Raw genomic sequence first — 13,853 nt, forward strand, 5'->3', positions numbered from 1 at the left:
CTCTAATACGCGTTCTCGCCCTTGAGCAGCGCCCACGGCGTCTTCAGCAAGATGAAGAGATCGAACAGCACCGACCAGTTCTCGATGTAATACAGATCGAACTCGACGCGCTTCTGAATCTTCTCTTCGCTGTCGACCTCGCCGCGCCAGCCGTTGATCTGGGCCCAGCCGGTGATGCCCGGCTTGACCCGGTGCCGGGCGAAGTAACCGTCGACCGCTTCGTCGAACAGCCGGCTCTGCAGCTTTCCCTGCACCGCATGGGGGCGCGGGCCGACCAGCGACAGATTGCCCTTGAACACCACGTTGAAGAACTGCGGCAGTTCGTCGAGGCTGGTGCGGCGGATGAATCGGCCGACGCGGGTGACGCGCGGGTCGTTCTTGGTGACCACCTTCGACGCGGTCGGATCGGCCTGGTGGTGATACAGCGAACGAAACTTGAAGACGTCGATGCGCTCGTTGTTGAAGCCGAACCTCTTCTGGCGAAACAGCACAGGGCCTGGGCTGTCGAGCTTGATCGCCAACGCGACCAGCGCCATCACCGGCGCGGCCGCGAGCAGGATCAGCCCGCCGACGACGTGATCGAACAATCGCTTGGTGACCTGATCCCAATCGGTGATCGGTGCCTCGAAGACGTCGAGCGTCGGCACGTTGCCGAGATAGGAATAGGCGCGGGGGCGAAAGCGCAGCTTGTTGGTGTGGGCCGACAGCCGGATATCGACAGGCAGCACCCACAGCTTTTTCAGCATATCGAGGATGCGGGTTTCGGCCGAAATTGGCAACGCGAACAGTACCAGATCGACCCGGGTGCGCCGAGCGAATTCGAGAATGTCATCGATCTTGCCGAGCTTCGGCGCGCCGGCGCAGGTCGCGAGCGCCCTGGAATCGTTGCGGTCGTCGAACACGCCGAGAACCCGGATGTCGGTGTCGTCGTCCTGCTGCGCTCGCAGCGCGTTGATCAACTTCTCGCCGTTAGCATCGGAGCCGACGATGATGGTACGTCGATCGAGCCGGCCCTGGCGCGCCCAGTGCCGCACCATGTTGCGCAGGACAAGGCGCTCGGCGATCAGCACCGCGAGGCCGAGCAGATAGAACGACGACAACCACAGTCGCGAGACTTCGCCGCCGAGCTTGGCCAAGAACGACGCGCCGATGAACAGCAGAAACACCAACGTCCACGCCGAGATCATTCGGGTCACCTGCTTCAGCGTGCCGCGAAACACCTGGACCTCGTAGAGGTCGGCGGCCTGGAAGCTGATCACGGCGGTGATCGTCATGCCGAGAATCGCAGCGATGTATTCCCATTGAAGCCCGTCGCGACGGGCGACATAGCCGAGGTACAGCGCGATCCCGACAGCGGCGATCAGCACGAAATCCGTCAGCCGCACCAGGCCGGCGATCACGATCGGCGAGTAGGCGGGCTGCACTTTCTCATTGGCCACAGCGAGCGCGGCCGGCGACAGCCGTTTGCGCCGCTCGACCATCGGGCGGTTGGGTTCGATCGTTGCCGCGGCACCTGCGGCGGCTTCGATCATGGAGCGGGCGCTGATCGGTTCCACGTCACGATTCCGTTGTCACACCGGCGCGCGACAAAGCCGCGCGCGAATTCTCCGCGACCGGGTTAAACGGTAAATTGCAAAAAACCGTTAGCGCAGGCGCTAAAGCTTAACGATCTGTGAAAGCGTCGCGATATCCGGAAAGCACGCCCTCGACCATCGCCTTCTGGGAAAAATGCAGGAAGATCCGCTCCCGCAGAACGCGGGCGCGCTCCTGCGCGGCCGGCAGATGGTCCAGCGCGGCCGTGATCGCGTCGGCCATCGCGGCGTGCTGGCTCGGCGCGAACAGCGCATCGGCGTGCTGCGGGCCGAAGATCTCCGGGATGCCGCCGACATTGGCGGCCACCATCGGCACGCCGGCGGCGGCGGCTTCGATCACGACATAAGGCATCGAATCGCCGCGCGACGGCACCACCAGCAGCCGTCCGTTGGCGAAGCCGGCGCGCGCCTTGACGTGACCGACGAAGCGCACCGCCTCGGTCAGGCCGAGTCGCGACACCTGCGCGTTCAACGCTTCGGATTCCTCGCCGTCGCCGCCGAGCGTCAGCGTCAGGCGGAGGCCATCGGCGCGCAGCTTTGCGATCGCATCGATCAGGAGGTCGGCGCCCTTGATTTTGCGGAACTCGCCCACATAGGCGACGTCGGTGGCGTCTTCAGCGAGCTTGATGGGATCGAATTCGCCGGCGGTGACGCCATTGAAGACGCATCGCACGAGGCCGTTCGGCGTGCCGATCATGCGCTCATAGGTGCGGCGCGCGAACTCGCTCTCGAACAGGAACAGTTCGGTGCGGTTCATCAGCAGCCGCTCCATCCGGCTGTAGAGCTGCCCCTTCAGAGTCGTCTTCGGATAATGCAGCGAGCCGCCATGCGGGGTGTAGACACGGATCGCATGCGGCGGCCTGGGCACGATCCGCATGAACACACCGGCCTTGGCGCCGTGACCGTGCAGCACGTCGGGCTTCAACTCGCCGATCAGGCGCGCGAACCTGCCCCACATCACCAGATCGCTCGGCGACGGCTCGCGCCGGATCGGCATCCGGTAAAGGCCGAGTTTCAGGCGCGGCGCGATCTCGGCGAGCGCGGCTTCGGCGCGTTCGCCGCCCGTGAGACTGTCGGTGATCAGCGCAATCTGGTGGCCGCGATCGGCCTGGCCGTTGGCGAGGTCGAGGATATGGCGGATGATGCCGCCCACCGGAGCACGCACCGCGTGGACAATCCGCAACGGCTGGTCTGGTCGGGGCGTCATGTCAGAACCAGCGCTCCCCGACGAGGACGGTGTCGCCGGGTCTGAGAGGGGTTCCGAGCGGCACCGTGGCGCGAACCGCGGCGCCGCCCTCCGGGTGAGTGAGGACGACACGATCGCGTTGCGCCCGCGGTGTAAAACCGCCGGCGATGGCGACGGCGCTTTCGACACTCATATTGGGCACATAGGGGTACTGACCGGGAGCGGCGACCTCGCCGAGGATGAAGAACGGCCGATAGGACTCGATCTGCACTGCGACCGATGGCTCGCGAATGAAGCCGCCGCGCAACCGCGCGGCGATCTCGCCGGCGAGACCGGAGGCGGAGCGTCCACTCGCCGGCACCCGGCCGATCAGCGGCAAGGCAATCGAACCGGACGCGTCGATTGCGTAAGTATTCGTCAGCGCGTCCTGGCCGTAGACGACCACGCGCAGCCGGTCTCCGGCGCCAAGCAGATAGTCCGGGGACACGGCCACGGAAGAGGGCGGCGCATAGGCCATCGGCTGGACGACCGCAACCGGAGCGGGACGTCGCATGCAGCCGCCGAGCGCGAGCGCGCCCAACAGACAAACGACGAAGGTGCGGCCACGGTGCATCGGAGGAGTCCGGACAGAATTCTCGATTCGGATTAAGGGCTTTCATGGTTAATAAACGATGATTTTGACCTCGCGCGGTACAGGTTTCGAGCCGGGCGAGAGTGTGATTTTAACGCCCCAGCAACCTTAATCGTTTGTAATCGGACATCATCAGAGCTCTTCGCGTCGAGTAGGAGTGTGCAATGCGGTTCGCGTTCTGGCGCCGGACGAAGGACAAGGCGGAAAGCGGCGATGCCGCGTCGCCGGGCAGCGCCGTCGCGGCCGCTCCTTCGAAATCCGAGCGCATCAAGGCTGCGGCCAGAGAGCCGGTGTTCAGCAAGGCGCTGACCGAACAGCCGATCATCACGCGAACCAAGCCGAGGCAGCCTCCGATCGCGCCACCCACCAACGGCGACATCGATCTGCGGCTGATCGGCCGGGCGATGGCGCGCAAGAAACACCTGATCATCGCGCCGACGCTGCTGGCGTTGGTCGTGTCGCTCGCCATCGTCAACCTGATCACGCCCCGCTACAAATCGGAAGCGCGCATCCTGATCGACGGCCGCGAAAACACATTCTTGCGGCCGACCGGCGAGCGCGACGAGCAGCGCAACGCGATCGATCCGGAGGCGGTCACCAGTCAGGTGCAGTTGCTGCTGTCGCGCGATCTCGCGCTCGATGTGATCAAGAAAAACAAGCTCGCAGAGCGTCCTGAGTTCGACCCCGTGCTGCAGGGAATCAATCCGCTGAAGTCGTTGCTCGCGCTGGTCGGTATCGGCCGCGATCCGTTCTCGATGACGCCCGAAGAGCGGGTACTCGATGCCTATTACGAGCGGCTGTCGGCCTATGCGGTCGACAAGTCGCGCGTCATGGTGATCGAATTCCAATCGCGCGATCCTGATCTGGCTGCCCGCGTGGCCAATTCGATCGCCGACAACTATCTGGTGCTGCAGCAGAACGCACGGCAGGCGCAGGCGCGCGCCGCGGGCCAGTGGCTGTCCGGCGAAATCGATTCGCTGCGCAAGAAGGTGGCCGAAGCCGAATCGAAGGCCGAGGATTTCCGCTCCAAATCCAGCCTGTTCATCGGCACCAACAACACCTCGCTGTCGAATCAGCAGCTCGGCGAACTCAACACCCAGCTCGGCAATGCGCGCGCCTTGAAATCAGATGCCGAGTCCAAAGCGCGGCTGATCAAGGAAATGCTGCAGGGTGGGCGTCCGATCGAAGCCTCCGAAGTTTTGAACTCCGACGTGATGCGCCGGCTCTCCGAGCAGCGCGTGACGCTCCGCACCCAGCTCGCCGAGCAATCCTCAACGCTGCTCGACAATCATCCGCGGATCAAGGAGCTGAAGGCTCAGCTCAATGATCTCGACCGGCAATTGCGCGACGAGGCGATGAAGTTGTCGCGCTCGTTCGAGAGCGATGCGCGGATCGCCAGTGGCCGCGTCGAGAATCTCACCGCGAGCCTCGAACAACTGAAAAAGCAGGCGTCTTCGACCAACGGGCAGGACGTCCAACTTCGCGCGCTCGAACGCGAGGCGAAGGCGCAGCGCGATCTGCTGGAATCCTACCTCGCCAAATATCGCGAGGCGACCACGCGCGAATCGATCGATCAAGCCCCGGCCGATGGCCGGATCATCTCCCGCGCCATCGTGTCGAACACACCGGCCTATCCGAAGAAGCTGCCGATCGTTCTGATTGCAACGCTCGCAACGCTGATGTTGAGCGCGGGCGCGATCGCGACCGGCGAACTGCTGCGGATGACGCAGCCTCGCGATGCCGAGACGGCGGCCTCGGAACCCGCCTTCGCGCCTGCCGCACCTTTTGCGGCGGCCACCGTTGCAACGCCCGCGTCGCCACCCGCGCCGGTGTTTGCGGCAAGTGAGCGCATCACCGAGCAGGCTGCTGGGACGGACCAGATCGAGGCGTTGGCGCAGCGGCTGAGAAGTGAAGGCAACGCGGCGCGCAAGGTCGCGGTGCTCGGCACCGGTGATACCGACAATGTCACCGCGGCGGCGTTGACCCTGGCGCGACGACTGGCCGGCGAGGCCAAGGTGGTGCTGGTCGATCTGTCGGAATCGTCCGCGATGCTGAAGAGCGCTTCGGCGGATCCTGTTGCGCCGGGACTGGCCGAGTTGATGCAGGGTGAGGCATCGTTCGGCCAGGTGATTACCAGGGATCGCAGCACCGCGCTGCACCTCGTCAGCGCCGGCCGACCGGGGTTCGACCGTGCGCTGCTGCAATCGCCGCGGCTGATCCTGGCGTTGGACGCGCTGCTGCGGGTGTACGACCACGTGCTGCTCGATGCCGGCACCGCGGCCGATCTGCCCGCGGAGCTGCTGACCGCGCAGGCCCAGGCTGTGGTGGTGCCGGCGCCGACGATGCCCGCGGACGCGCGCGCCAAGATGGCCGAGCAGCTCGCGGCGGTCGGCTTCTCGAAAGTCGCGATGGTGACCGCGCTGGTACGCCCCTCAAGCACGGCCGTTCCGGGTGAACACACCGTCGCCGCCTGAGCCGGATCGTCCCTTCGTCAATGGCAAGCAAGATGCCCGGGCAGGTCCCGGGCATTGTTGTTTGTCGTCCGCGATCATACTCGTGAGTTTCGTCGGAAACGACGAATGGATGCTCAGCGATACAGCGCGCCGCGCAGCGCCTGCGCCATCTGCATCAGGGCAGGGGTCTGCTTGACCGTGCGTTTGGCGCGGTCGATCGACGCCATCGCCGAAGCCGCAATCCGGCCGCGCGGCGTCAGGGCGACGAAGCTGTCGAAGATCGGCTCGTCATCCTTGCAGAACTGCTTCTTGTAATCGTCGGAGCCGATGCCGAGATCGAGCCGACTGTAGCCCAGGTCGGCATAGTGATCGATGATCGAGCGCATCAGGATCAGGCCGGGGCTGTAGCGCGCGGCTTCGGACAACGTGTAGGTGTTGAACATCATCGAATAGCGGTGGCCGTCGGCGACGCCGGCGAACATCGCGATCATATCGTCGTCGGATTCCAGCGCGTGGATTTCGATCGCACGGCCGCCGCCGGCGAGTTCGGTCTGGCACGCCCGGCGGATGAAATCCTCGACGCCGGGATCGGCGAACACGTTCGGCAGCTTCTGCGCCGCCATCCGGACCGGCTTGATCCGGAAGAACGCATCGAGCACGCGCCGAACATCGTCGTCGCTGGTCGCCTGACTGTAACGATAGCCGGGCAGCGCCTGCAGCTTCTTTTCCTTGGTCTTGAGACGGCGGCGAGACGCATTGCTGATGCGATCGCTCGGGGACGCTGCGGGATCGAGCAACAGCACCGGACATTCGTTGACCGAGGCTTGATGCGGTAGTTGCGCCAGCGGATTGGCGAGGTCGCGCCAGCGCAGTGGCTGCTGGCGGAGCGCCAGCACGTCGGCGCCGTCCGGCTGTGCGCGCAGGCCCGCGATGAGCGCATCGAGTTCGCGCGAATCGGCAGTCTGCGCCGCGTCGCGACGCCACAGCGGCATGTTGAACGTGGCATGTTTGCCGCCGAGGAAGCGCGCGATGCGCAGGCCGAAGCGGCGCTCGAGTCCGAGCGGCAGCAACATCAACGGCCGAAGCTCGGCATCACGCGCCACCACGATGAAGGGTTCAAGTTGTTCCGCAACGCCGACGTGCCGCTGCCAGGCATCGAGGAAATCGAAGCGCTGATAGGGCGTGAAGAACTGCTCGGGTTGCTCGAGCGAACGCCAGATCGCTTCCGCCGCCGCCATCTCGCGGACAATTTCGACACGCGCAATCCGGCCGGGCTGCGCCGACGACGCCGCGTGGCCCGCGGACCGGCCTTCGCTCAGCACGGCCATCATCGTCATCGCAAATCCTTTTAGACAATTCTTTACGCTTTTCGGCTTGTGCGGACCTTTACAAAGAAATCTCAACAAACAGTAATGACAATCCATCAAGCGGGGCGGGGCGCCGTGCAGCCGGGGAGCGTTCGTTGTCATCGCGTGGTTGGTGGGCGGCGGCCGGGCTGGAGTTGGCCTATTTCAGCGGGCTCGCGCGGCTCGCGCAATTCGGCAGCGGCGGCGCCGGCGTCATCCTGCGGTTCGAGCGCGTGCGCCCGACACGCAAGGACAGGTTTCAGCCGCTGCGCAGCCACGAGATCACGCCGCAATTCCTGGATCGCCTGCTACGCGCCCTGCGACGCTGGGATTGCGCCGTCGTTTCGCAGGACGAAGTCCTCGATCGCATCGCGCGCGCGGACATTGGGGGCCGCTTCGTCTGCCTCACTTTCGACGGCGGGTCCCGCGACCTGATCAGCTATGGTCATCCTGTGCTGGCTCGGCACGGCGTGCCTTTCACCATCTATCTGCCGACGGCTTTTCCCGACGGTCTGGGCGAAGCATGGTGGCTCGCGCTGGAGCAGGTGATCGCCGGCAACGATCGCATCGCTCTGATGATCGACAACAGCGAGCGGCGGTTCGACACCGCGAGCACCGACGACAAGTACCGCGTTTTCCACTTCCTCGGCACCTGGCTGTGTGCGCTGCCGCCGCCTGATCTCGCCGCGGCGATCCGCGATCTCTGCGCCCGCTACGGCGTCGACATCGCAGGACTGACGAGCGAAGCGGTGATGAATTGGGAGGAGGTGGCCAGGCTCGCCGCCGATCCGCACGTCACGATCGGAAGCGCCACGGTGAACTACCCGCTGCTCGCCAATGCGAGCGACGTGGTCGCGCATCGCGAAATCGCGATGGGCCGCGCCGTGCTGTGCGCAGCGCTCGGCCGCGACGCTGTGCATTTCGCCTATCCGTATGGCGAGCGCGGCAGCTTCACGCCGCGCGACGTGAAGATCGTCGAGGAGGCGGGCTTTGCCAGCGCGGTGACCGCCATCCCCGGCGTGATCCATCGACGCTCGCCGTCGCAGCCTTGGATGCTGCCGCGGATCGCATGGGACGGCCGCCGCCGCTCGCTGCGCGGGCTGCGGGTGGTTCTGTCGGGATTGATGCCGGGCGCGGCGGCGCAGCTCGGCCGGCGCTATTGAGGGTCGGGCCGCGACATCCAGGTCACGATCGGCATCGCCGGCGCCACCCAGCCGAGCCCCGCGACGGCGTAATAGGCCACCTGCACCCACTTCGACTCGACGATCAACGGCGCTTGCGCAATCGCCATCGCCATCAGCGACCACACGATCGCGAGCACCAGCAGTGCGATGGTTCCAATCAATTTTCGGGTTCGGATATTCATGATCAGGTCACACGCGCTTGATGCGTTCTCGCGCCGCCTTGCGCGTCGGAACGGCCGGACTATAAGGATCGCAAAAATCCGTTCAAGGTATGCTTTATGACCGCTGCCGCGGAGCTTCGTCCTCGCCGCGTTCGTCCGGTCCGGATCTGGCTGACGCTCGTCGCCATGCTGATCGCGGTCATGGTCCTGGTCGGCGGCGCCACCCGGCTGACCGAGTCCGGCCTGTCGATCGTCGAATGGAAGCCGGTCACCGGAACGCTGCCGCCGCTCAACGATGCCCAGTGGCGCGACGCGTTCGAGGGCTACAAGACCATCCCGCAATATCGCGAACTCAACGCCGGAATGACGCTCGGCGAGTTCAAGACGATCTTCTGGTGGGAGTGGGGCCATCGCCTGCTCGGGCGGGTGATCGGCATCGCCTATCTGCTGCCGTTGCTGTGGTTCCTGTGGCGCGGCGCGATCGACCCGGAATGGAAGCGCGCGCTATGGGCGATCTTCGCGCTCGGCGCGCTGCAGGGCGCGGTCGGCTGGTGGATGGTGGCGTCGGGGCTGTCGCAGCGGACCGAAGTGTCGCAGGTGCGCCTCGCGATCCATCTGACATTGGCGTTGGTGATCTACGCCGCGATCGTCTGGACGCTGCGGCGGCTCGCGGGCAACCCGCCGATCGTCGCGGCGGCGCGGCTGAAATTCACCGCGATCGCGCTGCTGGCGCTGACGCTGGTTCAGCTCTTCCTCGGCGCGCTGGTCGCGGGGCTGCGGGCCGGGCGGATGTTCAACACCTGGCCGCTGATCGACGGCGCAATGATCCCGGAGGCTTCGCGGCTGTGGTTCGAACAACCGTGGTGGAAGAACCTGTTCGACAATCACCTCACCGTGCAGTTCGATCATCGCATGATGGCCTATGCGCTGTGGGCGCTGGCGGCGTGGCACGCGATCGACGCGTTGCGGGCGCGGGCCGGTGGCGCGGCCGGCGGCGCATTGTGGCTGTTCGCGGCGCTGTCGCTGCAGGCCGTGCTCGGCATTCTGACGTTGCTGTATCAAGTGCCGATCGGTCTGGCGCTGGCGCATCAGGCCGTCGGCATCGTCGTGCTGACGCTCGCTGTGTTGCAGGTCGAGCGGTTGACCGCGTCGAAATCGAACGAGGCGCCGCGCGTGATGCCGACGCCGGCCGGCCAGCGCGGCTGATCGAGAAACACCGGCCTTACGGCTGCTCCGATGCGGAGCCGAGAGTCTTGCGCCGTTCGATGTAGGCGCTGATCATGGGCGACAGAAACGCGACCGGCCAGATGAACTTCGGCCAATGCGGGTTGATCAGGCACGCCAGCAGCGCGGCGCCGAACAGCACCAGCGCGAAGGCCGGCGTGATCAGCGTCAGCCAGTCTTGCCGCCGCGCCACGGCGATCGCCCACAGCGCGGTGTTGAACAGTGCGATCAGCAGCAGATTGAGGCTGTACAGCGTGGTGACGTTGGGGGAGTCGTAATTATTGCCGTACAGCCCGCAGGTCACCGGCAGCAGGATGATCGAGAGCAGGAAGAACAGGTTGACCAGCACTTCGACGCGGCCGGCGTGGGTCGCGTAAGCGAGCCGGCGCTGGTGGCTGTACCAGAACATCCCGGCGACGATGAAGCTGAGCAGCAGGGTCGACAGATAGGCGCCGTACAGATGCCAGATCTCGCGCCATTGCGGATCGGCGCTCGTGAATTTCTCGCGCGGCGCCTGATAGGCGAGGAGAGTCATCGCAACACCGAACACGGTGTTGCTCAGTGCCTCCAAGCGTCGCATTTCGAGATGGCCGCCGCTCATGGCCGCCTCCGGCCGCGGCCCGGCGTCAACCGCCGAGCGCCTCGTCGAGATCCGCGATCAGGTCTTCCTTGTCCTCGATGCCGATCGAGACGCGCACCATGTCGGGCGCGGCGCCGGCGGCGGTCTTCTGCGCATCGTCGAGCTGGCTGTGGGTGGTCGAGGCCGGATGAATGATCAGCGAACGGGTATCGCCGACATTGGCGAGGTGTGAGAACAGCTTCAGCTTCGAGACCAGATCGACGCCGGCCTGATAACCACCCTTGAGGCCGAAGGTGAACACCGCGCCGGCCCCCTTCGGCGCGTATTTGCGCGCGAGCGCGTTGTACTTGCTCGACGCTAGCCCCGCATAGTTCACCGAGGACACCGCCTTGTGGGTCGAGAGGAATTCGGCGATCGCCTTGGCGTTCTCGCAATGCTTCTGCATCCGCAGCGGCAGCGTCTCGATTCCCGTCATGAGCAGGAAGGCGTTGAACGGCGACAGCGCCGGACCGAGATCGCGCAGGCCGAGCACGCGGCAGGCGATCGCGAAGGAGAAGTTTCCAAACGTCTCCTGCAGCTTGAGTCCGTGATACTCCGGCCGCGGCTCGCTCAGCATCGGATATTTGCCGTCGCGCGACCAATCGAAGGTGCCGGCGTCGACGATGATTCCGCCCAGCGAATTGCCGTGGCCGCCGAGAAATTTGGTCAGCGAATGCACGACGATGTCGGCGCCATGGTCGATCGGGCGGATCAGATAGGGCGTCGCCAGCGTGTTGTCGACGATCAGCGGCACACCGGCGTTGCGCGCGACCTCGGCGATCGCCTCGATGTCGGTGATGCTGCCACCGGGATTGGCGATCGACTCGATGAAGATCGCCTTGGTCTTCGGCGACACCGCGCGCTGGAAGCTGCCGAGATCGTCGGGATCGGCCCACACCACGTTCCAGCCGAAGCTCTTGAAGGCGTGGGTGAACTGGTTGATCGAGCCACCGTACAGTTTGCGGGCGGCAATGAACTCGTCGCCGGGCCGCAGCAGCTGCTGAAACGCCACGAGCTGCGCCGCATGGCCGGACGCGGTCGCAAGCGCCGCGGTGCCGCCCTCGAGCGCGGCGACGCGCTCTTCCAGCACCGCGGTCGTCGGGTTGGTGATGCGGGTGTAGATGTTGCCGAACGCCTGCAGCCCGAACAGCGAGGCGGCATGGTCGGCGTCGTTGAAGACGAACGAGGTGGTCTGGTAGATCGGCGTCGCTCGTGCGCCTGTGGTGGGATCGGGCTGCGCGCCTGCGTGGACCGCGAGCGTGGCAAAACCCGGGCTGCGTTCGGTCATGGTCGATCCCTCCGGTCTGGTTGATGGTTTCGCGATATCTGAGCGCAACCCGACGGAACGTCAAGCAAGCTCGCGCCGACGCCGACGAGGCGGCAGGGAGCGGCGGCCGGGCTCAGGTCGGTTCGCCGCGGTTGCGGGCGGCGCGGTCCGAGGCGGCGGTATCGGCGCCGGCGAGGCTGGTGCGGTCGAGCGACAGCCGCATCCCCTTGACCGGAGCCGGCGCGCGTTTCGAACTCAGCGTCCGGGAATTGACGCCCATCCAGGAAATTTCGGAGGACAGCCGGCCGTATTCGATCTTGGGGCAGCGATTCATCGCCACTTTCAGCCCGGCGGCTTCGGCCAGCGCGGCGGCCTCATCGTTGCGGACGCCGATCTGCATCCAGATCACCTTCGGCAGCGGCGTCATCGCCAGCGCCGCCTCGATGATCGGCATCACATGCGCCGAGCCGCGGAAGATATCGACCATATCGACCGGGCGGTCGATGTCGCGCAGCGAGGCGACGAACGGCTTGCCGAGCAGGCTGTTGCCGACCTGACCGGGATTTATCGGGATCATATCGTAGCCGCGCTCGGCGAGATATTTGAACACGAAGTAGCTCGGCCGCACATTCAGCGGCGAGGCGCCGACGACAGCGACCGTTTTCACGTCGTTGAGGATTTCGCGGATGTAGCTGTCGGGATATGCGTCGTGGTTCACGTCAAGAAACCGTCATTGCGAGGAGCGAGGCGACGAAGCAATCCAGAATGCGGCGGGTGGCCGCATCAGCAGTCTTTCCATTCCGGCTTGCGCTTGTCGAGGAAGGCGCCGATGCCTTCTTCGGCGTCCTGGGCCATCATATTCTCAGCCATCACTTGCGACGCGTAGTGATAGGCGTCGGCCAGGCTGAGCTCGGCCTGACGATAGAACGCTTCCTTGCCGATCTTGATGGTGTGGGACGACTTGCTCGCGATCTGACTGGCGAGCGCGATCGCAGCGTCGCGCTCGCCGCCATGCGGCACGACACGATTGATCAGTCCGATCGCACGGGCGTCCTCTGCGCTCACCGGCTCGCCGGTCAGCAGCATGTGCATCGCGTGCTTGCGCGGCACGTTGCGCGTCAGCGCCACCATCGGCGTCGAGCAGAACAGCCCGATATCAACGCCCGGCGTTGCGAACGTCGCTTGCTCGGAAGCGACCGCGAGATCGCAGCTCGCTACCAGCTGGCAGCCCGCCGCGGTAGCGACGCCCTGAACCGCGGCGATCACCGGCTTCGGCAGCAGAACGACCGCCTGCATCATCGCACTGCATGCGGTCATGATCCGGGTGAAGCTGGCGCGTCCGCGATCGGCGTCGTTGCGATGCGCGGTCAACTCTTTCATGTCGTGACCGGCCGAGAAAGCCGGCCCGTTGGCGGCGATCACCACCGCGCGAACGCCGTCGTCGCGACCGATCAGATCGAGCGCGGCGTGCAGATCGTTGATCAGTTCGAGTGACAGGCTGTTGCGGGCGGCCGGGCGGTTCAATGTCAGCACAGCGACGCCGCCGTCGATTGTTTCGCGCAGCAGAATTGGCGACGGCGAGGTCGCCGTGAAGGCGGGCAGAGCAGTCATGAAACCATCCGGGGCGAGAATCCAGCGCTGGGAATAGGCGTCACCATATTGTAACAAACCCGGCGAAGCGAGTGCAGGGCGGGAACGACATGACACATGCGAGAATGAGTGTAGCCGAAATCGAGGATCTCCTGCATCGTGAGTTCCCGCAGGCTTTCAGTCACGGCGATATTTCAATCGAGACCGCGGACGGCCGCACCAGCCTGCTGCGGCAGCGCTTCAACGACCGCATGTTGAGGCCCGGCGGCACGGTGTCGGGACCGACGCTGATGGCGCTCGCGGATTTCGCGATGTACGTGGTGCTGCTGTCTGCGATCGGCCCGGTGGCGCTCGCGGTCACGACCAATCTCAACATCAATTTCCTGCGCAAGGGCCAGCCCGGGCAGGATGTGGTCGCGGTGGCGCGACTGCTGAAGCTCGGCAAGCGACTCGCGGTCGGCGAGGTGTCGCTGCTGTCCGGAACGTCGCCCGATCCGATCGCACACGTCACATCGACCTACTCCATTCCGATAGTTTGAGCTTTTTGAAGGTAATATAGCACCATATTTCTAAGCCGATGATTTCGCTGCATATTTTTGC

13 protein-coding genes are annotated in these 13,853 nt (G+C 65.1%); 4 read left to right on the forward strand and 9 right to left on the reverse strand.

Features of this window, described 5'->3' with window-relative positions:
* Positions 1-2 precede the first annotated feature (2 nt).
* The 3 genes from BMY71_RS11780 to BMY71_RS11790 all read right to left on the reverse strand — a co-directional run bounded on the left by BMY71_RS11780 (position 3) and on the right by BMY71_RS11790 (position 3,391).
* Complete coding sequence (locus tag BMY71_RS11780; RefSeq protein WP_080506336.1) at positions 3-1,556, reverse strand: undecaprenyl-phosphate glucose phosphotransferase; 1,554 nt, start codon at positions 1,554-1,556, stop codon at positions 3-5.
* A gap of 106 nt (positions 1,557-1,662) precedes the next feature.
* The gene (locus BMY71_RS11785; RefSeq protein WP_092683906.1) at positions 1,663-2,799 is read right to left on the reverse strand and encodes a glycosyltransferase family 4 protein; all 1,137 of its coding nucleotides are present in this window, start codon (positions 2,797-2,799) and stop codon (positions 1,663-1,665) included.
* A gap of 1 nt (position 2,800) precedes the next feature.
* The gene (locus BMY71_RS11790) at positions 2,801-3,391 is read right to left on the reverse strand and encodes a polysaccharide biosynthesis/export family protein (protein WP_092683908.1); all 591 of its coding nucleotides are present in this window, start codon (positions 3,389-3,391) and stop codon (positions 2,801-2,803) included.
* A gap of 182 nt (positions 3,392-3,573) precedes the next feature.
* Here BMY71_RS11790 and BMY71_RS11795 point away from each other — a divergent pair, with 182 nt between their 5' ends.
* Positions 3,574-5,883 (forward strand): GumC family protein, encoded by a 2,310-nt coding sequence (locus tag BMY71_RS11795; protein WP_092683910.1) that lies wholly within the window; start codon positions 3,574-3,576, stop codon positions 5,881-5,883.
* Positions 5,884-5,996: 113 nt separating this feature from the next.
* Here BMY71_RS11795 and BMY71_RS11800 read toward each other — a convergent pair whose 3' ends face one another.
* Positions 5,997-7,199, reverse strand: coding sequence for a GNAT family N-acetyltransferase (locus tag BMY71_RS11800; RefSeq protein WP_092683912.1), 1,203 nt, complete (start codon positions 7,197-7,199; stop codon positions 5,997-5,999).
* A 125-nt stretch (positions 7,200-7,324) separates the two neighbouring features.
* Between BMY71_RS11800 and BMY71_RS11805 the strand changes: the two genes are divergently transcribed.
* A complete protein-coding gene (locus BMY71_RS11805; RefSeq protein ID WP_092683914.1) occupies positions 7,325-8,371 on the forward strand; it encodes a polysaccharide deacetylase family protein in 1,047 nt (348 codons plus the stop codon).
* On the opposite strand, the gene BMY71_RS11810 is transcribed toward BMY71_RS11805, so the two are convergent.
* Positions 8,365-8,574, reverse strand: a complete 210-nt coding sequence (locus BMY71_RS11810) for a DUF2842 domain-containing protein (protein WP_011503106.1) — start codon at positions 8,572-8,574, stop codon at positions 8,365-8,367. The genes BMY71_RS11805 and BMY71_RS11810 overlap by 7 nt on opposite strands.
* Before the next feature lie 96 nt (positions 8,575-8,670).
* Between BMY71_RS11810 and BMY71_RS11815 the strand changes: the two genes are divergently transcribed.
* A complete protein-coding gene (locus BMY71_RS11815; protein ID WP_092683916.1) occupies positions 8,671-9,759 on the forward strand; it encodes a COX15/CtaA family protein in 1,089 nt (362 codons plus the stop codon).
* A gap of 16 nt (positions 9,760-9,775) precedes the next feature.
* Here the strand turns inward: BMY71_RS11815 and BMY71_RS11820 are convergent, their stop codons facing one another.
* From BMY71_RS11820 to BMY71_RS11835, 4 genes are all read right to left on the reverse strand, one after another.
* Entirely contained in the window at positions 9,776-10,378 is a 603-nt protein-coding gene (locus BMY71_RS11820) for a TMEM175 family protein (RefSeq protein ID WP_092683918.1), read from the reverse strand.
* Positions 10,379-10,403: 25 nt separating this feature from the next.
* Entirely contained in the window at positions 10,404-11,684 is a 1,281-nt protein-coding gene (locus BMY71_RS11825) for an O-acetylhomoserine aminocarboxypropyltransferase (protein ID WP_011503109.1), read from the reverse strand.
* A gap of 112 nt (positions 11,685-11,796) precedes the next feature.
* Positions 11,797-12,381, reverse strand: a complete 585-nt coding sequence (locus tag BMY71_RS11830; RefSeq protein ID WP_092683920.1) for a CoA-binding protein — start codon at positions 12,379-12,381, stop codon at positions 11,797-11,799.
* Between the two features lie 65 nt (positions 12,382-12,446).
* Complete coding sequence (locus BMY71_RS11835; RefSeq protein WP_011503111.1) at positions 12,447-13,274, reverse strand: enoyl-CoA hydratase; 828 nt, start codon at positions 13,272-13,274, stop codon at positions 12,447-12,449.
* 89 nt (positions 13,275-13,363) lie between these two features.
* Between BMY71_RS11835 and BMY71_RS11840 the strand changes: the two genes are divergently transcribed.
* Positions 13,364-13,792, forward strand: a complete 429-nt coding sequence (locus tag BMY71_RS11840) for a PaaI family thioesterase (RefSeq protein ID WP_011503112.1) — start codon at positions 13,364-13,366, stop codon at positions 13,790-13,792.
* Positions 13,793-13,853: the final 61 nt, after the last annotated feature.

This window comes from Rhodopseudomonas pseudopalustris, from assembly GCF_900110435.1.
In the GTDB taxonomy this organism is placed as follows: domain Bacteria; phylum Pseudomonadota; class Alphaproteobacteria; order Rhizobiales; family Xanthobacteraceae; genus Rhodopseudomonas; species Rhodopseudomonas pseudopalustris.

Coding starts and splice junctions, on each gene's coding strand:
- BMY71_RS11785 (WP_092683906.1), bottom strand. CDS start 2,799: ATGACGCCCCGACCAGACCAGCCGTTGCGGATTGTCCACGCGGTGCGT.
- BMY71_RS11825 (WP_011503109.1), bottom strand. CDS start 11,684: ATGACCGAACGCAGCCCGGGTTTTGCCACGCTCGCGGTCCACGCAGGC.
- BMY71_RS11790 (WP_092683908.1), bottom strand. CDS start 3,391: ATGCACCGTGGCCGCACCTTCGTCGTTTGTCTGTTGGGCGCGCTCGCG.
- BMY71_RS11800 (WP_092683912.1), bottom strand. CDS start 7,199: ATGACGATGATGGCCGTGCTGAGCGAAGGCCGGTCCGCGGGCCACGCG.
- BMY71_RS11795 (WP_092683910.1), top strand. CDS start 3,574: ATGCGGTTCGCGTTCTGGCGCCGGACGAAGGACAAGGCGGAAAGCGGC.
- BMY71_RS11840 (WP_011503112.1), top strand. CDS start 13,364: ATGACACATGCGAGAATGAGTGTAGCCGAAATCGAGGATCTCCTGCAT.
- BMY71_RS11820 (WP_092683918.1), bottom strand. CDS start 10,378: ATGAGCGGCGGCCATCTCGAAATGCGACGCTTGGAGGCACTGAGCAAC.
- BMY71_RS11835 (WP_011503111.1), bottom strand. CDS start 13,274: ATGACTGCTCTGCCCGCCTTCACGGCGACCTCGCCGTCGCCAATTCTG.
- BMY71_RS11815 (WP_092683916.1), top strand. CDS start 8,671: ATGACCGCTGCCGCGGAGCTTCGTCCTCGCCGCGTTCGTCCGGTCCGG.
- BMY71_RS11810 (WP_011503106.1), bottom strand. CDS start 8,574: ATGAATATCCGAACCCGAAAATTGATTGGAACCATCGCACTGCTGGTG.